We start from the raw sequence: 26,639 nt of genomic DNA on the forward strand, positions 1-26,639 counted from the left end.
CACACCGCAGTCACTCGCAGCAGTCTTCCGAGGAGCCCCACCGTGTCCGTCACCCAGGTCGCCGCCTACGCCGCTCCCGCCCCCAAGGCCCCGCTGGAGCGCATCACCGTCCCGCGCCGCCCGGTCGGCACGCACGACGTCCTCATCGACATCAAGTTCGCCGGCATCTGCCACTCCGACATCCACCAGGTCACCGACGGCTGGGGCGAGGGCATCTACCCGATGGTCCCGGGGCACGAGATCGCCGGAGTGGTCACCGAGGTCGGCCCGGGCGTCACCAAGTTCGCGGTCGGCGACCGCGTCGGCGTCGGCTGCTTCGTCGACTCCTGCCGCGAGTGCGAGCAGTGCCTCGCCGGGCAGGAGCAGTTCTGCGCCAAGGGCATGACCGGCACGTACAACGCCCTCGACAAGAACGGCGAGCCCACGTACGGCGGTTACTCCACCCACGTGGTCGTCGACGAGAACTACACCGTCCGCATCCCCGACGGCCTCGCCCTCGACATCGCCGCCCCGCTGCTGTGCGCCGGCATCACCCTCTACTCCCCGCTGCGGCACTGGAAGGCCGGCCCCGGCAAGAAGGTCGCGATCGTCGGCCTCGGCGGCCTCGGCCACATGGGCGTCAAGATCGCCCACGCCCTCGGCGCCGAGGTCACCGTGCTCTCCCAGACCCTGCGCAAGAAGGAGGACGGGCTGGGGCTCGGCGCCGACCACTTCTACGCCACGAACGACGAGACCACCTTCGAGGAGCTGGCGGGCCGCTTCGACCTGATCGTGTCCACCGTCTCCGCACCGCTCGCCCTCGACGCCTACCTCGGGCTGCTGAAGGTGGACGGCGCCCTGGTGAACGTCGGCGCCCCCGAGGAGCCCGTCTCGCTGAACCTGTTCTCCGTCATCGGCGGCCGCAAGACGCTGGCCGGCTCGATGATCGGCGGGATCGCCGAGACGCAGGAGATGCTCGACTTCTGCGCGCTGCACGGACTCGGCTCGGACATCGAGGTGATCGCGGCCGCGGAGGTCAACGAGGCGTACGAGCGCGTACAGGCGGGCGACGTCCGCTACCGCTTCGTCATCGACACCTCGACCATCTGACCGTCCCGGCGCTCTCCCCGACAGCCCGCGGGCGCACGCCCGGGGGCTGTCACACGCTTTTCACGCCCCGTGCATGGTCCCGGCGGCCGCCCGGGCGGACGATCTTCCCACCAGCCTTTCGCCACCGGGGAGTTCGAGATGCCCAGCCGCCGCCACTTCATCGCGGGATCCGCCGCCGCCGCGGGCCTCGCGGCCCTCCCGCAGCTGGCGCGGCCCCAGGGGGCGGCCGCCGCCGAGCCGCCGGCGCCGGCCCCGAACCTCGTGGTGGTCCTGGCCGACGACCTCGGGTACGGGGACCTGGGCGCGTACGGCCAGAAGCTGATCTCCACCCCGCGCATCGACCGGCTCGCCGCCGAGGGGCTCCGCTTCACCGACGCCTACTCCGCAGCCGCCGTCTGCGCGCCCTCCCGGGCGGCACTGCTCACCGGCCTGCACACCGGCCACGCCGCCGTCCGCGCCAACCCCTCCAGCGGCGGCCAGGGCAGCCTCGGCGCCGGCGACACCACCTTCGCGGAGGTGCTGCGGGCGCGCGGCTACCGTACGGGCCTGTTCGGCAAGTGGGGCTTCGGACCGGAGGCCGGGGACCAGCCGAGCCACCCGGGCGCGCGGGGCTTCGAGGAGTTCTACGGGTACATCGACCACAGCCACGCCCACCAGTACCACCCTGCCTACCTCTGGCACAACGACGCCAAGGAGACCGTCCCGGCGGGCACCTTCGCCCCCGACGCGATCGCCGCGCGCGCCCTCGACTTCATCGACGCCCGCGCCGCCGGGGCCGACCCCTTCCTGCTCTTCCTCGCCCCCAACCTGCCGCACGCCCCGAGCGAGGTCCCCGACATCGGCGCGTACGCCTCGCAGTCGTGGACCCAGGCGAACAAGGCGCACGCGGCGCAGATCAGCCTCCTCGACGCGCAGGTCGGCGCGGTCGTGGACCGGCTGGAGGCGCTGGGGATCGCGGAGCGCACCGTGGTCCTGATCGCCTCCGACAACGGCCCGCACGAGGAGGGCGGCGTGAACCCCGACCTCTTCGACGCCAACGGCCCGCTGCGCGGCTACAAGAGGAACCTCTACGAGGGCGGCGTACGCGTCCCGCTGATCGCCTGGTCCCCGGGCCGCATCGCGCCCGGCACCACCAGCGCCCGCCAGTTCAGCGAGGGTGGGCAGGAGGTCGTACAGCGGCCGTTCCCCACTTCCCCCCGCTTCGCGTGGGCCGGGGCGGGGACCGGCTGCGCAGGGCCGTGCGGCGCCGGCGGCGCGGCGCCGCGGCCGGGCTGGCCGTGGCGGCGGCCGTGCTGGCGGTGGGCGGCACGGAGGCCCAGGCCTCTCGGGGTTCCGCGCCGCCCTCCGCGAAGCCGCCGCCCGCGGCGGCGGTGCGGCTGGTGTCGGCTCCGGTGCGCATCGCCGACGCGGCGACGGTGCGGCTGCTGCGCCCCGGCGACCGGGTCGATGTCGTCGCGGCGGAGCGCGGCGAGCCGCCGCGGGTGGTGGCGGCCGGGGCCCGGGTCTCCGAAGTACCCGATCCGGACAAGGGCGTTGGGGACGGCGGGGCCCTGGTCGTCCTGTCCGTGCCCCGGGAAACCGCGCGCTCTCTCGTGGGGGCGGGCGCCGTGTCCCGACTGGCGGTGACGCTGTGTTGATTCGTGCAGACGTACGGTCAAGTCACCGTGAGACGGGGGTCGATTGGACACGCCGGGCCCGGACTGCCGTAGCTTTCGGAACCGTTGGCTCCATGTTCGGCAGATGCGAAGAAAGGCTCAGTGGTGAGCGAGAAGAAGAAGGTGAGCGTGCTGGCGGGTTTCAAGACCTTCCTGATGCGCGGCAACGTGGTCGACCTGGCGGTGGCCGTGGTCATCGGCGCCGCGTTCACGAACATCGTGAACTCGGTCGTGAAGGGCCTGATCAGCCCGGTGATCGGGCTCGCCGGCACGCAGAGTCTGGATGCCTACAAGAGCTGCATCAAGGATCCCTGCGGGATCGGCGCGGACGGCAAGCCGACGGGCGTGGAGCTCCTCTGGGGCTCGGTGCTCAACTCCGCGCTGACCTTCCTGATCACCGCGGCGGTCGTGTACTTCCTCATGGTGCTGCCGATGTCGAAGTACCTCGCCCGGCAGGAAGCGCGCCGCAAGGCCAAGGAAGGCGTCCAGGAGACGATGGAGATCACCGAGCTGGAGGTCCTCAAGGAGATCCGCGACGAGCTGGTCGCCCAGCGCGGCACGGGTGGCGGCGCCCCGTCCTACGGCGCCCCCGGCCCCCGGCTCTAGCCGGTCCGCCGGCAGCGGCCGGTCGCCCGGCCGCTGCCGGGGCGTCGGCTCAGACGTGGTGCGGCGGCTTCTCGTCGAGGAAGCGGGCCAGGTCGGCCGCGCTTCCGCCGGCGGGCGGCCGCTCGCCCCAGCCCCGGTCGGTGTCGTCCGAGGACTGCTGGTCCAGCGGGTCGTCGAAGACCAGCCTCGGCTTCGGCCTGGGCTTCGGGTCCTGCGGTTCGGTGGCGGGGGCGTCGCTCATGCCTCCAGGGTACGGCCGCCCCCGCCACCGGCCCCGCCTAGTGCTGTGGCCGGGAAGGTTTGCCGGGTCGCGGTGTCCGGTGCGGTGCATCGCAAGGCGGAGGGCCGCCGCTTGTACTGGACGTACTTCGGTGGTCCGACAACGCGGCGAGGTGCCGTGCCGGGCGCCGCGACCCGGTGAACCTTTCCGGTCACAGCACTAGCTGGGAGCCTCGGCGCCCTTGCGGGCGTAGAACCACCAGCACACCACCAGGCAAGTGGCATAGAAGCCGATGAAGATCCACAGCGCGTTGGTGACGGCCATGGCCGCGAACATCGCGGGGATGAAGAAGAAGCCGTAGGCGGCGATGGCCGAGGAGAAGCCGGTGACGGCGCCCGCCTCCATCTCCGACTGCTTCAGCGCCGCGGCCTGCGCCTCGGGTCCCATGCCCTCGGCCTGCTTCATGTGCTGGTCCCGGAAGATCACCGGGATCTGCCGGAAGGTGGAGCCGTTGCCCAGGCCGGAGAAGGCGAAGGCCACCAGGAAGCCGATGTAGAAGGGCCAGAAGTCGCCCTCCTGGCCGCCGGACGGCAGCGCGAAGATCACCACGACCAGGGCCGCCGCCATGCCGATGAAGGACAGGATGGTGACCCTGGCTCCGCCGATCTTGTCCGAGAGCCAGCCGCCGCCCCAGCGCGTGAGCGCCCCGATGAACGGGCCGATCCAGGCGTAGGTGGTCGCCTGGTAGCCCTGCGCCTCGAAGTTGTTCTTGATCAGCAGGGGCAGGCCGGCCGCGAAGCCGATGAAGGACCCGAAGGTGCCGACGTAGAGCCAGGTCATCAGCCAGTTGTGCTTGCGCTTGAAGATGATCTTCTGCTGGCTGAAGGGGGCCGCGGCCACCTTGAGGTCGTTCATCAGGAACCACGCGAGCAGGGCCATGATGACCAGCAGCGGCACCCACAGGAAGGCGCCGTTCTGCAGCCAGATGTCGGTGTTCTTCTTCCCGTCGTGCTGCGGGCCGCCCGCCGGGGCGCCCAGGATGGCAGCGGTCACCACCAGCGGGGCGACCAGCTGGACCACGCTCACGCCGAGGTTGCCGAGGCCGCCGTTGAGGCCGTTGGCACTGCCCTTCTCCCGCTTGGGGAAGAAGAAGCCGATGTTCGCCATCGAGGAGGCGAAGTTCGCGCCGCCGATGCCGCAGACGGCCGCGATCAGCGCCAGCTCCCAGTAGGGCGTGCCGGAGTCCTGGAGCGCGAAGCCCAGCCACAGCATCGGCACGACCAGGATGATCGTGCTGAACGCGGTGAACTTCCGCTCGCCGAAGATCGGCCCGATGAAGGTGTACAGGATCCGGAAGGTGCCGCCGGTGACACCGGGGATGGCGGTCAGCCAGAACAACTGGGACTTCGAGAAGCCGAAGCCGACGTCGTTCAGCTTGACCACGGTCACCGACCAGACCTGCCAGACCACGAAGCCGAGCATCAGGGCCGGGATGGAGACCCAGAGGTTGCGCTGGGCCACCCGGTGCCCGGTGGACTGCCAGAACCCCTCGTCCTCGGGCCGCCAGTCGGCGATGGTGGCCCCCGGCTTGTAGCTCTCCGCGCGGTGCGAGCGCACCTTGGGCGGGGTGGGCGTGGGTATCGACATGGTTACCGGTCCTTCGGGTCGAGGAGCCACAGTCCGATCACGGCGAGGAAGGACAGGATCAGGAATCCCGCTCCCCACCAGGCCGTGCCGGTGTTTCCCTTCATCCACTCGTTGACGGTCACGGTGAGCGCCCAGAGCTGGCCGATCACGACCGTGAGGGCCAGGACCAGCCGCGCGTTGAGCCTCGAGGAGCGCTCGGGCTCCTGCTCGGTGCCGGCTCCGGGGCCCGGGCCGGTGTGCCGGATCCGGGGGTCCCCGTACCCGCTGGTGGAGCGGATCTGGGGGTACCTCTCGCGCACCGGGCGGTTGAGCCGGGGCTCGGCACTGCCCGGGTGGTACTCCGGGCGGGGAGGCAGCGGCGCCTCGCTCATGTGGGCCTCCTTTCGGGGGCTCCGGGGCGGCCCGCCCCGGGGCAGCGCACACTGGCTGATTCCAGCGGATGGTCCTCGCCGAACTGCCGGCAGAGCGCGTCCTTGGCCGGCTCTCCCGACCGGGCGGTGGCGACGGCCCAGACGCTGCCGTCGGCCTGCTCGGTCAGGAAGATCCTGGGCAGCGGGCGCGGCGGCGGGCCAGCCGTCACCTCGCCGGTGCGGGCGTCGAAGACGCCTTCGTGGCACGGGCAGTACAGCTCGCCGTCGGCGCCCCGGTCCTCGCGCCACAGCACGCCGCAGGCCAGGTGGGTGCAGACGGCGGAGTAGCCCACCAGGGAGCCGTCCCCGAGCCGCACGGCCAGGGCCCGGTCGTCCTCGCCGGGGAAGCGGAAGGCCACGGACTGGCCGGGGGCGAGCGCGTCGCTGACCTTCTTGGGCGCGGGCAGGGACTCGCTGTCGCCGTGCCGGTGCAGGATGCCAGCGGCGACGCCGACACCGCCGATGGCCAGGCCGCCGGAGACGGTGGCGACGATCCGCAGGTAGTCGCGGCGGGTGGTGAGGGAGTCGGCGCTGATCCGGTCGCGCAGCTGCTCGACCGCGGCGTCGGCGGCCGCGCCGTCGTCCTGGCCCTGACCCGGGTACGGAGGGGGCTGTTCGGTGACGCTCATCGCACGTCCACTCCATTCACCTCTACGACGGGCAGGCCGCCGGGGACGGGCCACTGGACCTTGTCGGCGGGCACGACCATGGCCACGCCGGTCTGGACGACGACGTCGCCGAAGACGAAGGAGTCGGCGACTTGCACCCCGGGGCGCTCCGCCTGGAGCTCTTCGAGGGTTCCGTAGAAGAGGGCGCCGGTCGGGCAGACGGTCGCGCACATGGGGGCGAGGCCGTAGGCGGTGCGGTCGTAGCAGAGGTTGCACTTCATCTGCAGCTTCGCCTGGAGGTCGATCTTCGGAATGCCGAAGGGGCAGGCGTTGACGCAGTTGGAGCAGCCGATGCAGCGGGTGGTGTCGGCCTGCTGGACCACTCCGTCGGCGGTCACCAGGATCGCGTCGGCGGGACAGACCTCGGCGCAGGGTGCGACCGGGTCCTCGCAGTGCATGCAGACGCTCGGGAGGGAGGCGACGGACATGCCGGGGTCGGTGTAGTCCAGGTGGATCATGGACTTGCCGCGGTGCGAATCGCACTCGCGGCAGGCCGAGACACAGGCCTGGCAGCCGATGCAGCGACCCGGGTCGATGAAGATCGTGCGGCCCATCATGGCGGGTCAGCTCCTCTCCGCCGTGCCACGGCCCTGCGGGGACGTGGGGGGCAGGGGGTCGGTGCGGGAGACCTGGGTCTCCGGATAGGCCTCGTGGCCCGGTGCGGTGGGCGGCGCGGGGACCTCGTCGACCCGCTCGGCGGCCTCGATGCGCGCCGCGCAGACCTTGTACTCGGGGATCTTCGAGCGCGGGTCGAGGGCGTCGATGGTCAGGGCGTTCGCCGAGGTCGGGACGGGCCAGTGGTAGGGGATGAAGACCGTGTCGGGGCGGATGGCCTCGGTGACCAGCGCCGGGAACACCTCGCTGCCCCGGCGGGTGACCACCCGTACGGGGTCGCCGTTCCTGAAGCCGTGCGAGGGGTGGACCTCCACCCAGGGGCGGGGGGTCTGCTCGACGAGGGCTCCCAGGCGGCGGGTCTGGTTGCCGGAGAGGAAGTGCGCGACGGTGCGGCCGGTGGTGAGGGAGAGGGGGTACTCCTCGGTGTAGGGGTCCATCGGCGCGTGCCACTCGACGACCTGCATGTGGACCTTCCCGTCGGGGTGGAAGGTCTTGCCGCCCTCGAACAGCCGGGGCGTGCCCGGGTGGTCGGTGGAGGGGCAGGGCCACATGATCCCGCCGGTCTCCTCGAGGCGTTCGTAGGTGATGCCGTAGTAGTCGTTGACCGTGCCGGCGGAGGCGATGCGCAGCTCCTCGAACACCTCCCGGGAGCCGGGGAAGTCGAACTTGTCGCCGACGCCGAGCCGGCGGGCGAGCTCGCACATCACCCACGTGTCGGTGCGGACCCCGGCGGGCGGCTCCTGCGCCTTGTTGTGCTTGACGACGCGGGCCTCCGTATTGGCCATGACGCCCTCGTCCTCGGCCCAGACGGTGACGGGGAAGACCACGTGCGCGTTGTTCGCGGTCTCGGAGAGGAAGAAGTCGAACTGCGCGTGGAACTCGAGGGTGTCGTAGCCCTGCTTGACCGTCGCGTAGTTGGGGAGCGAGACGAAGGGGTTGTTGCAGATGCCGATGAGGCCTCGGATCTCGCTCCGCTGCATCTGCCAGACCATCTCCATCATGGAGGTGCCGGCGAGCGGGAGTTCGGACTCCTCGATGCCCCAGATCTGGCAGATCTGGCGGCGGTGCTCCTCGTTCATGATGGAGCGGCCTCCGGGCAGGAGGTCGGACTTCTGGCCGTGTTCGCGGCCGCCCTGGCCGTTGCCCTGGCCGGTGATGGTGCCGTAGCCGGCTCCGGGCTTGCCGAGGTTTCCGGTGGCCACGCACACGTTGATGATGGACAGGCAGTTCTCGACGCCCTGCGAGTGGTGTTCGACCCCGCGCGCGTGGAAGGCCATGGCCTTGTCCGCGCCGGCGAACATCCGGGCGACCTGGACGATCTGCGAGGCGGGGACGCCGCAGATCTCCGCGGACCGGGCGGGCGGGTAGTCCTGGACGGTCTTCTTGACCTCGTCCCAGCCGGTGGTGTGCGCGGCGAGGTAGGCCTCGTCGGTCAGGCCCTCGCCGACGATCACGTTGAGCACGGCGTTGAAGAAGGCCGAGTCGGTGCCGGGCTTGATGGCGACGTGGACATCCGCGGTGCGGGCGATGGCCGTCTCGCGCGGGTCGACCACGATCAGCGAGGCCCCGCGGTCCCGGGCGCCCCAGATGTACTGGGTCATCACGGGGAAGCACTCCCCCACGTTCGACCCGGCGATCAGCAGGCAGTCGGTGAGGAGGATGTCGGAGAAGGGGTTGGCGGCCCGGTCGATGCCGAAGGCGAGCTTGTTGGCGCCGGCGGCGCTGACCATGCACAGGCGGCCGTTGTAGTCGACGTGGCGGGTCTTGAGGGCGACCCTGCCGAACTTCCCCACCAGGTAGGTCTTCTCGGAGTACAGGCTGGCTCCGCCGAGCAGTCCGAAGGCGTCGTTGCCGTGGGCGCCCTGGATGCGGCGGATCTCGGAGACGGTGAAGTCGAGTGCCTCGTCCCAGGAGCACTCCTTGAACTCCTCGTCCCGCGTGCGCCGCATCAGCGGCGCGGTCAGCCGGTCGGGGTGGTTGACCTGCTGGTAGGCGTTGATGCCCTTGGGGCACAGCCGCATCCGGTTGATGTCGTGGTTGCGGGGCTCGACGCCGAAGACCTTGCCGCCCTTGTCGACGCGCAGGTACATGCCGCACTGCACGCCGCAGAAGCAGCAGTGGGTGGGGACGAGGGTCTCGCCGTTCTGGTCGGCGTGCCATTTGTCGGCGGGGATGCCGCCGGCGTCGCGGAAGTTGCGGGTGCCGGGCGGGGCGATGGCCGGGTCGATGGAGATGGGTACGGGCCGGGACGCGGCCTTGGCGGGGTCCGTCGCGGTCACTTGAACCCCTTCTTGACGTGGGTCAGGTAGGCGCTGCCGCGCAGGACGCGCTTGCAGCGCGGGCAGTACTCGGCCCACGCGTCGAAGTCGAGCTTCAGGTCCTTCATCGTGCCGCGCAGGTTCTCCACGTACGGGGCGGTGTCGATGGGCTCTTCGCAGCGCTTGCAGAGGAAGATCTGCTCGTCCTGGCGGGCCGTGTACTTGAAGAGCTGCATGCCGACGGCGGCCGGGCGCTGGACGATGTGGAAGAACTTCCCGAACGGGATGTAGATGAGGGTGAACACCACCGACACCATGTGCAGGATCGCGAGGAACTCGTATCCGCCGCCGTGCAGGAAGATCGACGAGAAGGTCAGCAGCAGACCGGTGACGGAGATCACGATCAGGCAGATCAGCGGGAGCAGGTCGTAGGCGAAGCGCTGGCCGGTCATGGCCCCGCGGTCCTTCATCCGGCGCCACAGGAAGTACGAGGCTCCGGGGATGACGAGGACGGCGGCGATGTCGAGGCCGTGGAACATCAGCCAGCCCAGGATGTTCAGCGAGTCGAAGCCGAGGACCTTGATGCCCCAGATCCGCATCTCGTACCCGGGTCCCGTCGCGCTGTCCCCGGTGAAGGTGAACCAGCCCCAGGTCAGCGGGAAGGTGATCGCCGCGGCGAGCAGGCAGCCCCAGAACATGAGCTGGTGGGCGATCCAGCGGGGCCGGGAGCGGGCGCCGAGGAACTTCTGGAATCCGAGGTAGGTGGCGATCATCTTCGGCAGGGCGGTGGGTGCCTTGCGGAAGTTGTCGGCCGAGAAGAAACTGCCGAAGCCCTTCTTGAAGAGGCGTCGGGCTCCGGGGGCCGAGACCCACACCGTGTACCGGTAGGCCACGCCGAAGGCCAGGAAGACCGTGGCGACGGCGTACGGCAGCAGGGCGGAGTCGAAGTCCCGCAGCAGCCGGCTTCCGAGCACGATGGCGATGATGAGGAGGAGCGAGACGACGGTGCCGGCCAGGGTGGCCCGTGCGGTGACGGACCGCCCGGCGGGCGGCGAGGTCTCGGGCGCCGGTGGGGGCGGCGCGGCGTCGATGACATCTGAGGGCTCGGACACAGCACCACGCTAGGTGGTCTGTACCGATTAAGCCCGTTATGTAGAGCTCATCGGTGCGCCGTACGGGTGGCGGCCCCGGCGCCTCAGACCGCGTTCAGTCCCTGCGCGGCGAAGATCGCCTTCGCCTCGGCGACCTGCCCGGCGGTCGGCGACGGCGTGTCGTGGAGGGTGAACTTCATGTCGAGCGCCTCCCACTTGCCCTCGCCGAGCTTGTGGAAGGGCAGTACGTCGACCCGCGAGACGTTGCCGAGGGTGCCCGCGAAGGCGGCGACGCCCTCGATGTTCTCCCTGGCGTCGGTCAGCCCCGGCACCAGCACGAACCGCAGGTGCACCTCCTTGCCGAGGTCGGCGAGGCGGCGGGCGAAGTCCAGGGTCGGCTCCAGCGGGCGGCCGGTGACGTGCCGGTAGGTCTCGCGGTCCCACGACTTGATGTCCAGCAGGACCAGGTCCACATCGCGCAGCAGCGCGTCGGTGGCGCGGGCCCCGAGGAAGCCGGAGGTGTCCAGGGCGGTGTGCAGCCCGAGGTCGTTCTTCATCCGGTGCAGCAGCTCGCCCGCGAAGACGGGCTGGAGCAGCGGCTCACCGCCGGAGATGGTGGCGCCGCCCCCGGAGGCGGCGATGAACTTGGTGTACTTGCGGGCCTCGGCGATGACGTCGTCCGCCGAGGTGCGCTTGCCGTTGCGCATCCGCATGGTGTCGGGGTTATGGCAGTACAGGCAGGTCAGCGGGCAGCCGGACAGGAAGGTGACGAACCGGGTCCCGGGGCCGTCGACCCCGGTGGACAGGTCCCAGGAGTGCACCGTGCCCTCGCTCGGCCGCTGGGTCGCGGCGGCGGCGGGAGTCTGGCCGGCGCTGACGCTGATGGCGTTGGCGTGGCCGACGGGAAGGCTCGTACCGAAGAGGACGGTCATGGCAGGTGCTCCAGCTTCCAGATTCCGTGGACTGATCTGGTGACGCGCGGTCCCGGGGCCGGGTGAGGGCCGGCCCCGGGCCGCGCGTGCTCGTGGTCTCCCGTGAGGGTCAGAGAGAGCCGTGGAAGGTGCGGTTCAGCACGTCGAGCTGCTGAGCGCGCGTGAGGCGGACGAAGTTCACCGCGTAGCCGCTGACGCGGATGGTCAGCTGCGGGTAGTTCTCCGGGTGCTCCATGGCGTCCATGAGCGTGTCGCGGTTGAGCACGTTCACGTTCATGTGGAAGCCGTCGACCGCCATGTAGCCGTCGAGGACGCCCGCCAGGTTCTTGATCCGCTCCTCGGGAGTGCGGCCCAGGCCGTCGGGGGTGACGGTGTTGGTCAGCGAGATGCCGTCCTCGGCGTCCTCGTAGGGGAGCTTGGCGACCGACAGCGCCGAGGTGACGTAGCCGTGGGTGTCGCGGCCGTTCATCGGGTTGGCGCCCGGGGAGAACGGCTCGCCCGCGCGGCGTCCGTCCGGCGTGTTGCCGGTCTTCTTGCCGTAGACCACGTTCGAGGTGATGGTCAGGACCGACTGGGTGTGCTCGGCCTCGCGGTAGGTCGGGTGCTTGCGCACCTTCTTCATGAACTCCTCGACGAGCCAGACGGCGATCGAGTCGACGCGGTCGTCGTTGTTGCCGAAGGCCGGGTACTCACCCTCGATGGTGTAGTCGGTGACCAGGCCGGTCTCGTCGCGCACCGCGGTGACCTTGGCGTGCTTGATGGCCGACAGAGAGTCCGCGGCGACCGAGAGGCCGGCGATGCCGCAGGCCATGGTGCGGCGCACGTCGCGGTCGTGGAGCGCCATCTCGATGCGCTCGTAGGCGTACTTGTCGTGCATGTAGTGGATGACGTTCAGGGCGTGGACGTAGGTGTCGGCGAGCCATTCCATCTGCTCGTCGAACTTGGCCATGACCTCGTCGTAGTCCAGCACGTCGGAGGTGATCGCACCGGTGGCCGGGCCGACCTGGGCGCCGGACTTCTCGTCGCGGCCGCCGTTGATCCCGTAGAGCAGGGTCTTGGCGACGTTGACGCGGGCGCCGAAGTACTGCATCTGCTTGCCGACGGGCATGGCCGAGACGCAGCAGGCGATGGCGGTGTCGTCGCCGAAGCGCGGGCGCATCAGCTCGTCGGACTCGTACTGCACCGAGGAGGTGTCGATCGAGACCCGGGCGCAGAACTCCTTGAAGCCCTGCGGCAGCTGGGGCGACCAGAAGACCGTCATGTTCGGCTCGGGGGCCGGGCCGAGGTTGTAGAGGGTGTGGAGGTAGCGGAACGAGGTCTTGGTGACCAGCGGACGGCCGTCCTCGCCCATGCCGGCGATCGACTCGGTGACCCAGGTGGGGTCGCCGGAGAAGAGCTCGTCGTACTCCGGGGTGCGCAGGAAGCGGACGATGCGGAGCTTGATGATGAAGTCGTCGACCAGCTCCTGGGCCTGCTCCTCGGTGAGGAGGCCGGCCTCGATGTCGCGCTGGAGGTAGACGTCGATGAAGGTGGAGGTGCGGCCGAGCGACATGGCCGCGCCGTTCTGCTCCTTCACGGCGGCCAGGTACGCGAAGTACAGCCACTGGATGGCCTCGCGGCCGGTGGTGGCCGGGCCGGAGATGTCGTAGCCGTAGGAGGCGGCCATCGCCTTGAGCTCGGCGAGGGCGCGGACCTGCTCGGAGAGCTCCTCGCGCAGGCGGATCGTCTCCTCCAGCGAGCGGTTGCCCGCGGGGAGGGAGTTGATCTCCTCCTTCTCCTCCTTCTTGAAGGCGATGAGGCGGTCGACGCCGTAGAGGGCCACGCGGCGGTAGTCGCCGATGATGCGGCCGCGGCCGTACGCGTCCGGCAGGCCGGTCACGATGCCGGCCTTGCGGGCGGCGCGGATGTCGGGGGTGTACGCGTCGAAGACACCGGCGTTGTGGGTCTTGCGGTACTCGGTGAAGACCTTCTCCAGGTCGTCCGAGACCGGGTAGCCGTAGGTCTCCAGGGCGCCGGCGACCATGCGCCAGCCGCCGTACGGCATGATCGCGCGCTTGAGCGGGGCGTCCGTCTGGAGGCCGACGATCAGGTCCTTGTCGCGGTCGATGTAGCCGGGGGCGTGCGCGGTGATCGACGACGGGATGTCGTACGCGACGTCGTAGACGCCCTTCTCGCGCTCCTCGGGGAACTTGTCCGTGATCGCCTTCCACACGGCGGTGGTGCGCTCGGTGGGGCCGGCGAGGAAGGTGTCGTCACCCTCGTACGGCGTGTAGTTCTGCTGGATGAAGTCGCGGACGTCGATGGCGTCACGCCACAGACCGCCCTTGAAGCCGTTCCAGGCCTCGCCGTTCTTCGTGGTTTCCGCAGGGGTGGCAGTCATCGCCCGCACCTTCCGAGTCGCCTCATTGCTTGTATCCATTGCACGCCTTTTGATCGATCATTTGGCGCCGCGTTGGTCCTGAGCTGGGGCCCGAAAGTCCCCTCATCCCCGACCCCAAGGGTCCCCCATCCCCGTTGACCTGGCACTTTGAGCAGGCCAAAGGTCCCTAGTGCGCTTGTGAAAGCTTTCACAAGAATCTCGGGGAGGACCGCGCACGACCCCTACGGGAGGGCCCGACCGGTCAGACAATCTGAACCAGGGCGAAGCCTGTGGATACCGCGACGCACGTCGTGACCAGGCCCGGCAGCATGAAGGATTGGTTGACGACGAAGCGGCCGACCCGGGTGGTGCCGGTCCTGTCGAAGTTGATCGCCGCGATGAAGGTGCCGTAGGTGGGGAGGAGGAAGTAGCCGTTCACGGCGGGCCACATCGCGATGAGGAGCGGGGCCGGGATACCGAGGGCGAGCCCGAGGGGCATCAGCGCCTTGGTGGTCGTGGCCTGGCTGAACAGCAGCGCGGAAAGGAGCAGCAGCATGATGGCGAAGAACCAGGGGTGGTCCTGCGCGACCCCGCCGAGCGCGCCGGTGATCCGGGCCTCGTTGGCGCCGATGAAGGACAGTCCGAGCCACGACAGCCCGAAGACGCCGATGACGGCGACGAGCCCTGACTTGGCCACGTCCGTGCCCGGTATCCGCTTGGCGTCGACCTTGCACAGCAGCAGGATCAGCGCGGCCACGGCCATCATCAGGATCTCGATGGTGGCGGGCATCGACAGGGGCCCCTTGGCGGTCTCGGGCCGCAGCGCCGGGCAGAGACCGCTGAGGACGACGGCGACGGTCCCGCCGAGGAAGAGGTACGCCGACCAGCGCGCCCGCGGCCGCAGCGGCGGGGCGGCTTCGGCCGGGGCGGGGGCCTCGATCTCACCGGCGGCCAGGCGCCGCAGGTACTCGGCGTCCTGCCCGAGCTCCTTGCCGACGCGGGACTGCACGGTGGCGGCGACGAGCACGCCGAGCAGCGTGGCCGGCACGGCGACGGCCATGATCCTCGGCAGGTCCCAGCCGTCGCCGTCGAACATCACGATCATGGCGGCCATGGCGGCGGAGACGGGCGAGGCGGTGATACCGAAGGTGGCCGCGATGGAGGAGACGGCGATGGGCCGCTCCGGGCGGATGCCGCCTTCGCGGGCCACGTCGTGGATCACGGGGAGCAGGGGTTGAAGTGCTCTCCCGGCTGGAGCCGGGAGATTCCTGCTTACCTTGCGGCAGCGGGCTTGACGCGTTTGGCGCGCCTGACGACTGCCCTCCCGGCAGCCGGGATGAGCGCGAGGCCCATCCGGTACAGGTACAAGACGTTGCGAGCCGCGTTCCAGTCGGCGTTACCCGACCAGCCGCAGTCCGGGTTCTTGCACACGAACACGGCCTGGGACTCCCGGCTGCCGGGCGTGGTGAAGCCGCACGCCGAGCAGCGCAGGCTGGTGCCGGGAGCGGGGACCTTGTGCAGGGCGCCGCCGTACTGGGCGGTCTTGTACGCCAGCATGGCGACCGTCCGGCCCCACGCTTCCCCGCTGATGGAGCGGTTCAGCCCAGACTTCTGGGCGACGTTCCTCCCCGGCGCCTCGACAGTTCCCTTGGCCGACTTGACCATGTTCGTGATGGTGAGTGCTTCGACCACGACCGTGCCGTACGCGCGGGCGATGACGGTCGTCGTCAGGTGCTGCCAGTTCAGGGCCCGGCGCTTGGCTTTCGCGCGGAGTCCTGCGATCTGGTCGTAGGTGCGGTGCAGCCTGCCGCTGGTGCGCTCGCCGGGCTTGCGGTGCTGCTTACGTCGCGCGGCACGCTGCTCCAGGCGCAGGAGCTTCACCTGCTCCTTGCCGGTCAGCCACTCACCGTGCCCGTACGTCTCACCGTCAGAGAGAGCGATGGGCACGGTGATGCCCACGTCGATGCCGACGTCTGGCCCCTGGTGGGGCTGGGGCTTGCCCTCCAATGTCTGGACGCGGAAGGCGATGTGCCAGCCGAGCGCGTCCCTGATCAGCCGCGCCCCGGTGATCCGGTTCTCCGCGTTGGCGCGCTTACCCACGGGCAGGTCTTTGGTCCAACGGAAACGGACCCGGCCGATCTTCGGCAGGTTGGCCATGCCCCAGCGGCGGTGCACCCGGGTGATGTTCAGGTCCCGGCCCTGCGGGACATCCACGGACATCACCGTACGCAGCCGGCCCTTGAAGTTCGGGGCGTCGGCGCGGCCGTCCCAGCAGTTCCTCCACGCCTGGAAATAGGTCTTCAACACCGCTTGCGCGGCCTGCGCGGGAAGAACAGCGAGAAAGTCGATGTCCTCGCGGGCCTGCCGGATCGCGGCGTCCGCATGTCCGAGAGTCCGCTCTTCCTTCGGCATCATCTGCCACCAGGCGTGCAGCAGGTTCCACATGGTGCGGGCCGCATGCGCCTGATCATCCGCCTTGCGAACCCCGGCAGGCGACAGCGCGAGCCGGGCCCGGTGCCCGAACTGCCGCTTTGTCAGGGCGTCTTGACTCACAATCCGGAACCTAGCAGGGGTTTATGTCACCGCGCTGGAACCCTCATCCTGATGTACGGACCAGACGTCATGTTGTCCACAAGCTGCACGTTCACTTGGTTTTCGTCACCAAGTACCAGCGGAAGCTGAGCGAACTGACTGCGGGAACCTCGCAGGACCGGCGCTTCTCGGAGCTGCTGGCTGTTCTGGAGGCGGACCCCACTCCTCACCGCAGTGACGCCTGACGGGAGACGGCGGTCAAGGGACTGGCCAGGCGGGGTTCGCAGAAGGTGCCGTCGCGGAGCATCGCGAAGAGGACATCCAGTCTGTGCGGTGTTCCAGTGCGGCGCGCCACCAGCAATCCAGCCCCTCCGGCGTTTGAGGAGCGGGGGTCCGGGGGCTGGCCCCGGCAACGGCGCCGCAGGGGGTCACAGGCCCGGGCCGGAGTCCGGGGCCGGACCCCGGGAAGCCCGGGCGCAGGCGGGCGCCGCTCGCGCAGCGGCCCCGCACCACACCCGGGCTGACCAGCCGGGAGCACCGGTTAGCTGGGCGCTTCCGCGCCGGGGCGGGCGTAGAACCACCAGGCCACGACGACGCAGCTGGCGTAGAAGCCGACGAAGCCCCACATCGCGCTGGTCACGGCGAAGTTCGCGAACATCGCCGGAATGAAGAAGAAGCCGTAGGCGGCGATGGCCGCGGTGAAACCGGTCACCGCGCCCGACTCGATCTCGGCCTGCTTCAGCGCCTTCGCGTACTGCGGGGTGCCCTCCGTCAGGCCCTTGAGGTGCTGGCCGCGGAAGATGACCGGGATCTGGCGGAAGGTCGAGCCGTTGCCGATGCCCGAGAAGAAGAACGCCGACAGGAAGCAGAGGAAGAAGCCCTGGAAAGAGCCCTGGTCGGAACCGGCTGGGAGGAAGGTGATGACACCGATGATCGAGGCAGCCATGCCCACGAAGGACAGGATCGTCACCCGCGCTCCGCCGAACTTGTCGGCGATCCAGCCGCCGGCCCAGCGGGCCAGCGCGCCGAGGGCCGGGCCCATCCAGGCATAGGTGGCCACGGAGTACGCCGGGAAGGTGGTCTTGATCAGCAGCGGGAGCGCCGCGGCGAAGCCGATGAAGGAGCCGAAGGTGCCGACGTAGAGCCAGGTCATCACCCAGTTGTGCTTGCGCTTGAAGATGATCTTCTGCTGGCTGAAGGGGGTGGAGGCGACCTTCAGGTCGTTCTGGCCGAACCACGCGACGGCGGCGAGGACGATCAGGACCGGGACCCAGACGAAGGCCGCGTTCTGGAGGTAGATCTCCGAGCCGTTCGCCTTCTTCTGGCCCGCGCCGATCGCCAGGACCGAGGTCGTGATCAGGATCGGGGTGAGCAGCTGCACCACCGAGACGCCCAGGTTGCCGAGGCCGCCGTTGATGCCGGTCGCGTTGCCCTTCTCCTGCTTCGGGTAGAAGAAGCCGATGTTGGCCAGCGAGGAGGAGAAGTTCGCGCCGCCGATGCCGCAGAGCGCGGCGATGGCGACCATCGTGCCGTAGGAGGTGTCCGGGTTCTGCACCGCGAAGCCCAGCCACAGCAGCGGAACGATCAGCACGACGGTGGAGACCGCCGTGAAGCGGCGCTGGCCGATCATCGGGCCGATGAAGGTGTAGACGATGCGGGCGCTGCCGCCCGTGATGCCGGGGACGGCCGTCAGCCAGAACAGCTGCGACTGGGAGAAGCCGAAGCCGACGTCCTTGAGGTTGGTCGCCGTGATGCTCCAGACCTGCCAGACCACGAAGGCCACCAGCAGGGCCGGAACCGCGATCCACAGGTTGCGGGTGGCGACCTTCTTTCCGGTCGACTGCCAGAAGGACGGGTCCTCCGGCGTCCACTCCGTGATCGTGCGGCCGGGGCGGTACTGCGCCGGATCGGGCGCCTGCACGCGCCCGCTTGCCGCGCGCACGTCCTGTTGGGCGGAACTCATGGCGTGTCCTGAACGTTGGGATCTTCTGCTGATGGTCCTGACCTATTCAGCGTCCGCTTCCGCCGCCCCGCGCATCAGAGGCCAACGCACTGTGGGCGACGGGACAAGGTCCCGTCGCCCACAGTGCGTTGGCCATGCGCCCGCAGGGCCCTACGGCCGGAGCTCCACCAGCGGCAGGGACACCTCGGGGTCGTCCAGGCAGATGCCGGTGCGCAGGTCGAAGACCTGCTTGTGCATCGGCGAGGCCACGACGGGCACCCCGCCCCGCGAGCCCATGATCCCGTTGGCGATGACGTCGGCGCCCGAGAAGGGGTCCCGGTTGCCGACCGCGTAGACCTCGCCCGCGCGGTCCTTGAAGACCGCGGCCTGCGTGCCGTCCGCCAGCACCGCGGTGCGCCCGCGGCCCGGCTCCAGCGCGTCCGCCGCGGCCGCTCCCGCCGCCGTCCCGAAGTCCACGGTTCCGAAGCGCTCCAGCGCCGCCGGGTCCTCCAGGACCGCGGCCCACTCGTCCTCGTAGGCGCCCACGTGGCGTTCCATCTGCGCCTCCAGCTCGGCGCAGATGCCGAGCGAGTCCTCGATCAGGACCTCCTTGAGGTGCTCCAGCCCGGCCGCGCTCCCGCCGAGCCGCTCGAGCCAGGCCGCCGTGCGCTCCAGGCGCTCGCCGGTGCGGACGTAGTACATGAGGAACCGGTCGATCAGCGCGAACAGTTCGGCCGTGTCCAGATCCGAGGCCAGCAGGTCGGCGTGGCGCGGAGTGGCTCCGCCGTTGCCGCCGACGTAGAGGTTCCAGCCGTTGGCGGTGGCGATGACGCCGATGTCCTTGCCCCGCGCCTCCGCGCACTCGCGCAGGCACCCGGAGACGCCGCCCTTGAACTTGTGCGGGGTGCGCAGGCCCCGGTAGCGCAGCTCCAGATCGATGGCCAGCTGGATCGAGTCGCCCTGCCCGAAGCGGCAGAAGCGCGCTCCCACGCACGACTTCACCGCGCGCAGGGACTTCCCGTACGCCTGCCCGGACTCGAATCCGGCGCCGCCGAGCCGCCGCCAGATGTCGGGCAGCTGCTCCTTCCTGACGCCGAAGAGCCCGATCCGCTGCGCCCCGGTGATCTTCGTGTAGAGGCCGTAGTCCCGGGCCACCTCGCCCAGCGCGATGACCTGCTCGGGCGTGATCTCGCCGCCCGCGACCCGCGGGACGACCGAATAGCTGCCGTCCCTCTGGAGGTTGGCGAGGAAGAGGTCGTTGGAGTCCTGCAGGGCCGCCTGCTCGCCCGACAGGATGTGCCCGATGCCGAGGTCCGGGGCCAGGGTGCCCAGCACGTTGGCGACGACCGGCTTGCAGACGGCGCAGCCCTCGCCGCCCTCCCCGTAGGTCTCCAGGAGCTCGCTGAAGCCGCGGATGCGCTCGGTGCGGATCTTCTCGTAGATCTCCGCCCGGGTCAGGGTGAAGTGCTCGCACAGCCCGCGCGGCTTCTCGATGCCCGCCGCGGACAGTTCGGCGTCCAGCACCGCCTGCAGCGTGCCGATGCAGCCGCCGCAGCCCGTACCCGCCTTGGTGCACTTCTTGACGCCGCCGATGTCGGTGAGGGACTCCGCGACCACCGCGTCGCGCACCTGCCCCTTGGTGACGTTGTGGCAGCTGCACACCACCGCGTCGTCGGGCAGCGCGTCCGCGCCGGGCAGTGCCACGCCTTCGGTCGACGGCAGGATGAAGGCCTCCGGCGGGGCGGGCAGCTGCCGGCCGGCGTGCGGCTTCAAGGAGCCGTACGCCTCCGCGTCGCCGACCAGGATGCCGCCGAGCAGCGCGCCGTCGGGGCCGAGCAGGAGCTTCTTGTAGACGCCCTCGCGGGCATCGGAGAAGACGACCGAGACGGCCCCGTCACGGCCCTCGGGCGCGAAGGGGTCGCCGAAGGAGGCCACGTCGGCGCCCATCAGCTTGAGCTTGGTGGAGGTGTCGGCCCCGGTGAAGGTCAGCTCGCCGGAGCCCGCGAGGGCCTCGGCGACGGTCTCGGCCATTTGGTAGCCGGGCGCGACCAGCCCGTACACCTTGCCGTCGACGGTCTGCGCGCACTCGCCGATCGCGTAGACGTACGGGTCGCTGGTGCGGCAGTGGGCGTCCACGACGACGCCGCCGCGGTCGCCCACGGCCAGGCCGCACTCGCGGGCCAGGCGGTCGCGCGGACGTACGCCGGCCGAGAAGACGACGACGTCCGAGCCGATCTCCTCGCCGTTGGTCAGCCGCAGCGCCTGCGCCCGCCCGTCGGGGTGGATCTGCACGCCGGCCGCGCCGACGCCCGTGTGCACGGCCACGCCCATGGACTCGATGGTGGCCCGCAGGGCGGCCGCGCCGCCGTCGTCCACCTGCAGGGGCATCAGCCGGGGCGCGAACTCCACGACGTGCGTGGTCAGTCCGAGCGTGCGCAGCGCGCCCGCCGCCTCCAGGCCGAGGAGTCCGCCGCCGATGACGACACCGGTGCGGGAGCCTTCCTCCGCGGCGTAGGCGGTCAGCGCCGCGACGTCGTCCAGCGTGCGGTAGGTGAAGCAGCCCTCCGCGTCGGCGCCGTCGATCGGCGGCACGAAGGGGTAGGAGCCGGTCGCCAGCACCAGCGCGTCGTAGCGCAGCACGTCGCCGGAGCGGGCGGTGACGGTACGGGCGGCGGTGTCGACCAGTTCGGCCGGGTCGCCGAGCCGCAGGTCGATGCCGTGCCGCTCCAGGAACCCGGGAGCGACCAGGGACAGCTCCTCGCCGGTGGAGCCGGTGAAGGCCGCGGACAGGTGCACGCGGTCGTAGGCCGGGCGGTCCTCCTCCGCGAGGACGGTGACCTGCCAGCCGCCGCGCTCGGGGCGGGCCGGGTCGGCGAGTGCGTCGCGTTCGGCGAGCGCCTCCAGCAGGCGGTGTCCCACCATGCCGTGGCCGATGACAACCAGCGTCTGCCCCATGGATCTCACTCCGTGTGTCCCTAGAGCCGCGCGGGTCGCCGGGGGCCGGGACGGCCGGGGGACCTCACGCGTGCTTGTATTCCGACCTTTCGACGGTAGGTCCGCTCCACAGCCCCGGACGTCCGAAAAGGGCCCCTCGGTCCGGGGAGAGCGGCCTCTTCCGCACAGGACCTCTGACCTGCGACGCAGGTCCTTGGCCGGGCTCCCCCCGGCCCCCGGCGGGCCTAGCGTGGGAGGAGGACACCCGGGCGGGACCAGGGAGGCAGACCACATGCTCGTACTCGCCGTCCACGGCAGCGCGGCCCCGGCCGCCGCCGCGACCTCTCGCCGCCTGACCGCCGCGATCGAGGCCCTCAGCGGGGTCCACGCGCTCGTCGGCCACCTCGACGTGCAGCGCCCCTCGCTGGCCGAGGTCGTACGGGAGCACCCGCGCTCGGTGGTCGTCCCGCTGCTCCTGGGCGACGGCTACCACCGCCGCGTCGACATCCCCGCCGTCCTGGAGGGCACCGGCTGCGTGCTCACGGAGGGCCTCAGCGGCGAGCGCGACATCGCCGTCGCCCTGCTCGGCCGGCTGCGCGAGGCCGAGCGCCGCCGCGGCCCCTACACCCGGGCCGACGCGGTGGTCGTGGCCGGCGCGGGCTCCTCGCGCCCCGGCGGGAACGCCGGCACCCGGACCTGCGCCGCCCAGCTGGCCGCCCTGCTGGAGCACGAGGGCCCCGAGCCCGTCCCGGTGCTCCCCGCCTACCTCACCTCCGCCGGGCCGACCGTCCCCGAGGCGCTGGCCTCCCTCCAGGCCGCCGGGTACCGCCGGATCGCGGTGGCCGCGCACCTGCTGGCCCCCGGACGCTTCACGCACGCCCTGAACGGCTCGGCCGCCTGGACGGTCTCGGAGCCGCTGGCCGACCATCCGCGCCTGGCCCGGCTCGTCATCGGGAGGTACGAGTCCGCCCGGGGCACACGGGCCCTGAGGGCCGCGCGCCTCGCCTGCTGAGCCCCGCGGGACTGCTGTCCTGGACGGCATGGCTCTGGCTTACGTACCCATGACCGCCCGCAGCCGGGACGAGGGCCACCGCGCCGCGACCCCGCTGGAACTCTTCTTCGACCTCTGCTTCGTCGTCGCGATCGCGCAGGCGGGCGCCGCCCTCGTGCACGCCCTGGCCGAAGGCCATCCCGGCACCGGCGTGGTCAGCTACTTCTTCGTCTTCTTCGGCGTGTGGTGGGCGTGGATGAACTTCACGTGGTTCGCCTCCGCCTACGACTGCGACGACGTGCCCTACCGGATCGCCACGCTCGTCCAGATCGCCGGCGTGCTCGTCTACGCGGCGGGCGTGAGCCGAGCCTTCGACCAGGACGACTGGACGACGGCCGTCATCGGCTACCTGATCATGCGCGTCGCGCTCACCGCCCAGTGGCTGCGGGCCGCCGCCGGCGAGCGCGGCGCGGCCCGGGCGGCGGCCCTGAAGTACGCGGCCGGGCTGGTCGTCTGCCAGGCCGGCTGGGTGGCGCTGCTGTTCGCCCCGGACGGCGCCAAACGCTGGCTGTTCCTGATCCTGGTCGTCGCGGAACTGCTGGTCCCCGTGGTGGCCGAGCACGGTCACCAGACGCCGTGGCACGCCCACCACATCGTGGAGCGGTACGGCCTGTTCACGATCATCGTGCTGGGCGAGACGATCTCGGCGAGCACGGTGGCCGTGAAGTCGGCGCTCGACGAGCACGAGGCCCTGGGCGAACTGCTGCCCATCGCCGGCGGCGGGCTGCTGATCGTCTTCGCCGCCTGGTGGATCTACTTCGCGGTGCCGATGCACGAGCACCTGACCTCCAACCGGGAGGCGATCCCGTGGGGTTACGGGCACTTTCTGATCTTCGCCTCGGGCGCGGCGATCGGCGCGGGCATCGAGGTCGCGGTCGAGCACGCGGTCGGCCTGGGGGTCCCCCCGGACGGAGTCTGGGGGATGCACATCTCACAGCTCGCCGCGAACGCCTCCGTCACCGTCGCCACGGCGGTCTTCCTGCTGATGGTCTGGCTGCTGCACTCCCGCCACTTCAAGCGGGGCCCCGCCCAGCAGCTGACCCTGCCCCTCTCCGCCCTCGCGGTGCTCGCCTGCACCTGGGCGGGCCCGTACGCCGTCCTGTACGCGGGCCTGGTCGCGGCGGCGACGGTCGTGGTCGGCACGGTCCTGGCCGCCCACACCCCGCCCGGTCCCGCCGAATCCGGCCCCGCCGGCGGGTGAGGCGCGGGGTCCGGGTCGGAGCCCCGGCAACGGCGCCGCGCCGGACCGTCACTCCGGCGCCGCCCCCGCCGTTCTCCAGCGCAGGAAGACGCGTCGCAACTGGAGGCAGGCCATGACACTCCCGGCACAACGGCACGGCGCGGGCGGCGACCCCGGCGGGGAACTGGCCGATCCCGCCTTCTGGCAGGCGCCGCCCGCCCACCGGCTGGCCGCCTTCGCCCGCCTGCGGGCCCTGGACGCCCCCGTGTTCGTCCCCGAGGGGGCCGGGCACTGGGCCCTCGTACGGCACGCGGACGTCCAGGAGGCGAGCCGGCTCCCCAAGGTGTTCGCCAGCGCGCCCGGGGTGACCACGCCCGAGCCGGCCCGGTGGGTGCGGGCGCTGTTCGGGGACTCGATGGTCAATCTGGACGGCCCCGATCACGCGCAGCTGCGCAAGATCGTGCAGCGGGCCTTCACGCCCCGGCTGCTGGCGGCGGCCGAGGAGGACATCCACGCGGTGGCGGCGCGCATCGTGGACGACGTACTGGACGCGCGGCCGGACGAGTTCGTCTCGGCGGTGGCCTCGCGGCTGCCCCTGGAGGTCATCTGCAACATGATGGGCATCCCGGAGCGCCACCGCGCCGAGATCGCCGACCGCGTCAACCACGCCTCCGAGCACATCGGCGTGGAGCGGGGCCTGGCGGCCCGGCTGCGGATGCCCGGGCGCGGGCTGCGGGCCCTGGCCAGGATGCAGCGGATGGTGGCGGGCATCGGGCGCGAGCGGCGCAAGAACCCGACGGACGACCTGATCTCGGCGCTGGTCACCGCGAACGTGGACGGACAGGCCCTGGGAGCCCGCCAGCTCGGCGCCTTCTTCTCGCTGCTGATGGTGGCCGGGGTGGAGACCACCCGCAACGCCATCACCCACGGCCTGACCCTGCTGACCGACAACCCGGACCAACGCGACCTGCTGCTCGAAGACTTCGAGGCGCACGCGGACGGCGCGGTGGACGAGATGATCCGCCACTCCACGCCGATCATCCAGTTCCGTCGGACGGTCGTCGCCGAACACACCCTGGGCGGGCACCTGTTCGCTCCCGGCGACAAGGTGGTGCTGTACTACGCCTCCGCCAATCGCGACGAGGCGGTCTTCCCCGACCCGGACGCCTTCGACATCACCCGCTCCCCCAACCCCCACCTGGGGTTCGGCGGCGGCGGACCGCACTTCTGCCTGGGCGCGCACCTGGCCCGGGTGGAGATGAAGGCGCTCTTCCGCGAGCTGCTGACCCGCCCGGTCGGCCTGCGGGCGGTCGGCCTGCCCGATCTCGCGGGATCCAGCTTCGACAACCGGGTCCGCTCGCTGCGCTTCGCGTTCGAGCAGCCTTAGGCCGAAGGCGAAGTCCCCGCGCGGACCCTCAAGGGACGTCCCAGAGGCGGACGGTGCCGGTGTCGAGTCCCGCCGCGAGGGTCTTGCCGTCGGGGCTGAACGCCACCGCCTCGATGGTGTCGTCGCTGGTGAATTCCGCGGTGGTCGATCCCGAGGCCGTGTCCCACAGGAAGGCCTTCCCGTCCCGGTCCGCGCTGGCCAGGATCCGGCCGCCCGGGTGGAACGCGAGGGCCAGGATCACGGACCGGTGGCGGTCCAGGGCGGCGATGTCCTGCTGGGAAGCGGCGTTCCACAGCCGCACCGTGTAGTCCCTCTGCGCGACGGCCAGGATCTGGCCGTCCGGGCTGAACGCCGCGAACTCCGCGACATCGTTCGGCTCGCCGGCGAGCGCGGCCACGGTCTGGCCGCCGGGCATCCGCCGCACCTGGACGGGGGCGCCGGCGGCCAGCAGGCCGCCGTCCGGGCCGAACGCCGTCGGCCCCCGCTTCACACCGTCGCGCACGTCGTGGGCGCGGCCCGAGGCCACGTCCCACACGTACACCCCCTTGCCGCTGCTCCCGGCCAGCGTGCTGCCGTCCGGGCTGAGGGCGACGGAGGCGAAGAAGCCCTCCTGGAGGTCGTACGACGTGGCCCCGGTGAAGGTGCCCGCGCTACGACCGGTGGCCACGTCCCACAGCTGGATCCGGTTCTCCTCCGCTCTCGCGAGGAGTCTGAGGTCCCGGCTGAACGCGTTGGCCTGGACGTAGTGGGCGATCTCGATGCGGGTGACCGTGCTGCGCCGGCTGGGCATGTCCCACCGCCAGATCGTTCCGTCCGGGCTGGCGGCGGCCAGCGTCCCGCCGTCGGGGCTGAACGCGAGCGCACGCATGCCGGAGGGGCCCTCGAGGGAGCTGTCGTCCCGGCTCAGGTAGAGCGGTACGCCGACCGCCGCGGCCGCGGCGACGACCCCGAGGCCGCCGAACACCAGCGTGCGCCGCGACACCCGGGCCGCGGCCGGCCCGGGGGCGGACGGCGCGGGGGCGGACAGCCCGGGGGCCACGGGCGTCGCGGGCGTCGCCGGGGCGAGACCCGTGCGCGTGGCGGCGTACGGATCCGCCCGCGCGGCCGGATCCTTCACCGTCGCGGCCTGCGTCGGGGGCGGAGTCGCGGCGGAGGCGGGGGCCGTCGCCGGAACCGCCGGCCGGGTCTGGCCCGCGGCCGCCCCGCTCTCGGGGGCTCCCGCGAACCGGGCGGGGAGGTCCGGGACGCGGGGCCGGTCGTCCGGGTCCTTGGCGAGGCAGGCGTCCAGGAGGAGCCGGAGCTCCCCGTCGAGGGCGTCGAGCGCGGGCGGCTCGTCCAGGATCCGCTGGACCACCGTCAGGAGGGTGGGCGCGCCGAAGGGGCTGTGGCCGGTGGCGGCGAAGCCGAGGACCGAGCCGAGCGCGAACACGTCACTCGCGGGACCGGCCCGGTCGGCACGGATCTGCTCGGGCGACATGTAGGCGTACGTACCGATGACCGACCCGGTGGCGGTGAGTGAACTGGCGTCCACGGCGCGCGCGATGCCGAAGTCGATGATGCGCGGGCCGTCCTCGGCGAGGATCACGTTGCCGGGCTTCAGGTCACGGTGGACCAGGCCGCAGCGGTGGATCGCGTCGAGCCCCTCCGCCAGACCGGCACCGAGCCGCAGAACCGCATCGGCGCCGAGCGGACCGCCCCGGGCGACGACCTGCTGCAGGGTCGGCCCCGGTATGTACGCGGTGGCCAGCCAGGGAGCGGCCGCCTCGGGATCCGCGTCCACCACCTGGGCCGTGTGGAACCCGCCGACCTGGCGGGCGGCGTCCACTTCACGGGCGAACCGGACGCGGAACTGCGGGGTCGCGGCCAGCTCGGGCCGGATGAGCTTCACGGCGACGTTGCGGCCCCCCGGCGAGGTGGCGAGGTAGACCACGCCCATACCGCCCGCACCCAGCCTCCCCTCCAGCCGGTAGGGACCCACCCAGGGGGGATCGCCGGGCAACAACGCGTCCATGGATGCCTTCCGTCGGAGAGGCCGGGTCCCCGGTCGAGCCGGGGAGCGGCGA

20 protein-coding genes and 1 pseudogene are annotated in these 26,639 nt (G+C 71.2%); 7 read left to right on the forward strand and 14 right to left on the reverse strand.

Annotation, left to right across the window (positions count from 1 at the left end; all coding sequences use genetic code 11):
• Positions 1 to 42 precede the first annotated feature (42 nt).
• The 4 genes and pseudogenes from DRB89_RS12840 (at position 43) to mscL (ending at position 3,350) form a co-directional block, all read left to right on the forward strand.
• Positions 43 to 1,089: an NAD(P)-dependent alcohol dehydrogenase gene (locus tag DRB89_RS12840; protein ID WP_239516110.1), complete on the forward strand. Its 1,047-nt coding sequence runs from the start codon at positions 43 to 45 to the stop codon at positions 1,087 to 1,089.
• Between the two features lie 138 nt (positions 1,090 to 1,227).
• Positions 1,228 to 2,211: pseudogene (locus tag DRB89_RS12845) on the forward strand (sulfatase-like hydrolase/transferase); the annotation flags it as partial.
• Positions 2,212 to 2,294: 83 nt separating this feature from the next.
• Complete coding sequence (locus tag DRB89_RS44440) at positions 2,295 to 2,726, forward strand: hypothetical protein (RefSeq protein WP_112448269.1); 432 nt, start codon at positions 2,295 to 2,297, stop codon at positions 2,724 to 2,726.
• Between the two features lie 120 nt (positions 2,727 to 2,846).
• Positions 2,847 to 3,350 carry a large conductance mechanosensitive channel protein MscL gene (gene mscL / locus DRB89_RS12855; RefSeq protein WP_112448268.1) on the forward strand — a complete coding sequence of 168 codons (504 nt, stop codon included), beginning with the start codon at positions 2,847 to 2,849 and terminating at the stop codon, positions 3,348 to 3,350.
• Positions 3,351 to 3,399: 49 nt separating this feature from the next.
• Here the strand turns inward: mscL and DRB89_RS12860 are convergent, their stop codons facing one another.
• The 13 genes from DRB89_RS12860 to nirB all read right to left on the reverse strand — a co-directional run bounded on the left by DRB89_RS12860 (position 3,400) and on the right by nirB (position 20,979).
• Complete coding sequence (locus tag DRB89_RS12860; protein ID WP_112448267.1) at positions 3,400 to 3,591, reverse strand: hypothetical protein; 192 nt, start codon at positions 3,589 to 3,591, stop codon at positions 3,400 to 3,402.
• Between the two features lie 198 nt (positions 3,592 to 3,789).
• Positions 3,790 to 5,217, reverse strand: a complete 1,428-nt coding sequence (locus DRB89_RS12865; RefSeq protein ID WP_239516111.1) for a NarK family nitrate/nitrite MFS transporter — start codon at positions 5,215 to 5,217, stop codon at positions 3,790 to 3,792.
• Positions 5,218 to 5,219: 2 nt separating this feature from the next.
• Positions 5,220 to 5,588, reverse strand: a complete 369-nt coding sequence (locus tag DRB89_RS12870; RefSeq protein ID WP_112449639.1) for a DUF6755 family protein — start codon at positions 5,586 to 5,588, stop codon at positions 5,220 to 5,222.
• Positions 5,585 to 6,256: a Rieske (2Fe-2S) protein gene (locus DRB89_RS12875; protein WP_112449640.1), complete on the reverse strand. Its 672-nt coding sequence runs from the start codon at positions 6,254 to 6,256 to the stop codon at positions 5,585 to 5,587. Before DRB89_RS12875 ends, DRB89_RS12870 begins: the two co-directional genes overlap by 4 nt.
• A complete protein-coding gene (locus DRB89_RS12880) occupies positions 6,253 to 6,852 on the reverse strand; it encodes a 4Fe-4S dicluster domain-containing protein (protein WP_112449641.1) in 600 nt (199 codons plus the stop codon). Before DRB89_RS12880 ends, DRB89_RS12875 begins: the two co-directional genes overlap by 4 nt.
• 6 nt (positions 6,853 to 6,858) lie before the next feature.
• Positions 6,859 to 9,189, reverse strand: a complete 2,331-nt coding sequence (locus DRB89_RS12885; RefSeq protein WP_204357779.1) for a molybdopterin oxidoreductase family protein — start codon at positions 9,187 to 9,189, stop codon at positions 6,859 to 6,861.
• Positions 9,186 to 10,280: an MFS transporter gene (locus DRB89_RS12890; RefSeq protein ID WP_112449642.1), complete on the reverse strand. Its 1,095-nt coding sequence runs from the start codon at positions 10,278 to 10,280 to the stop codon at positions 9,186 to 9,188. Before DRB89_RS12890 ends, DRB89_RS12885 begins: the two co-directional genes overlap by 4 nt.
• A gap of 83 nt (positions 10,281 to 10,363) precedes the next feature.
• The gene (pflA, locus tag DRB89_RS12895; RefSeq protein ID WP_112449643.1) at positions 10,364 to 11,191 is read right to left on the reverse strand and encodes a pyruvate formate-lyase-activating protein; all 828 of its coding nucleotides are present in this window, start codon (positions 11,189 to 11,191) and stop codon (positions 10,364 to 10,366) included.
• Positions 11,192 to 11,300: 109 nt separating this feature from the next.
• The gene (gene pflB / locus DRB89_RS12900; protein WP_112449644.1) at positions 11,301 to 13,571 is read right to left on the reverse strand and encodes a formate C-acetyltransferase; all 2,271 of its coding nucleotides are present in this window, start codon (positions 13,569 to 13,571) and stop codon (positions 11,301 to 11,303) included.
• Between the two features lie 241 nt (positions 13,572 to 13,812).
• Complete coding sequence (locus DRB89_RS12905; protein WP_275432079.1) at positions 13,813 to 14,940, reverse strand: anaerobic C4-dicarboxylate transporter; 1,128 nt, start codon at positions 14,938 to 14,940, stop codon at positions 13,813 to 13,815.
• Positions 14,823 to 16,103: an RNA-guided endonuclease TnpB family protein gene (locus tag DRB89_RS12910; protein WP_112449646.1), complete on the reverse strand. Its 1,281-nt coding sequence runs from the start codon at positions 16,101 to 16,103 to the stop codon at positions 14,823 to 14,825. Before DRB89_RS12910 ends, DRB89_RS12905 begins: the two co-directional genes overlap by 118 nt.
• 520 nt (positions 16,104 to 16,623) lie before the next feature.
• Positions 16,624 to 18,045, reverse strand: a complete 1,422-nt coding sequence (locus DRB89_RS12920) for an MFS transporter (RefSeq protein WP_239516112.1) — start codon at positions 18,043 to 18,045, stop codon at positions 16,624 to 16,626.
• A gap of 150 nt (positions 18,046 to 18,195) precedes the next feature.
• Entirely contained in the window at positions 18,196 to 20,979 is a 2,784-nt protein-coding gene (gene nirB, locus DRB89_RS12925) for a nitrite reductase large subunit NirB (protein WP_112449648.1), read from the reverse strand.
• Positions 20,980 to 21,250: 271 nt separating this feature from the next.
• On the opposite strand from nirB, the gene DRB89_RS42850 reads away from it, so the two are divergent.
• The 3 genes from DRB89_RS42850 to DRB89_RS12945 all read left to right on the forward strand — a co-directional run bounded on the left by DRB89_RS42850 (position 21,251) and on the right by DRB89_RS12945 (position 24,576).
• A complete protein-coding gene (locus tag DRB89_RS42850) occupies positions 21,251 to 21,970 on the forward strand; it encodes a CbiX/SirB N-terminal domain-containing protein (protein WP_162688559.1) in 720 nt (239 codons plus the stop codon).
• 28 nt (positions 21,971 to 21,998) lie between these two features.
• Positions 21,999 to 23,210 (forward strand): low temperature requirement protein A, encoded by a 1,212-nt coding sequence (locus DRB89_RS12940; protein ID WP_112449650.1) that lies wholly within the window; start codon positions 21,999 to 22,001, stop codon positions 23,208 to 23,210.
• 112 nt (positions 23,211 to 23,322) lie between these two features.
• Positions 23,323 to 24,576, forward strand: coding sequence for a cytochrome P450 (locus tag DRB89_RS12945; RefSeq protein WP_112449651.1), 1,254 nt, complete (start codon positions 23,323 to 23,325; stop codon positions 24,574 to 24,576).
• Between the two features lie 28 nt (positions 24,577 to 24,604).
• Here the strand turns inward: DRB89_RS12945 and DRB89_RS12950 are convergent, their stop codons facing one another.
• A complete protein-coding gene (locus DRB89_RS12950; RefSeq protein WP_112449652.1) occupies positions 24,605 to 26,587 on the reverse strand; it encodes a serine/threonine-protein kinase in 1,983 nt (660 codons plus the stop codon).
• Positions 26,588 to 26,639: the final 52 nt, after the last annotated feature.

Source organism: Streptomyces sp. ICC4, assembly GCF_003287915.1.
In the GTDB taxonomy this organism is placed as follows: Bacteria; Actinomycetota; Actinomycetes; order Streptomycetales; family Streptomycetaceae; genus Streptomyces; species Streptomyces tritrimontium.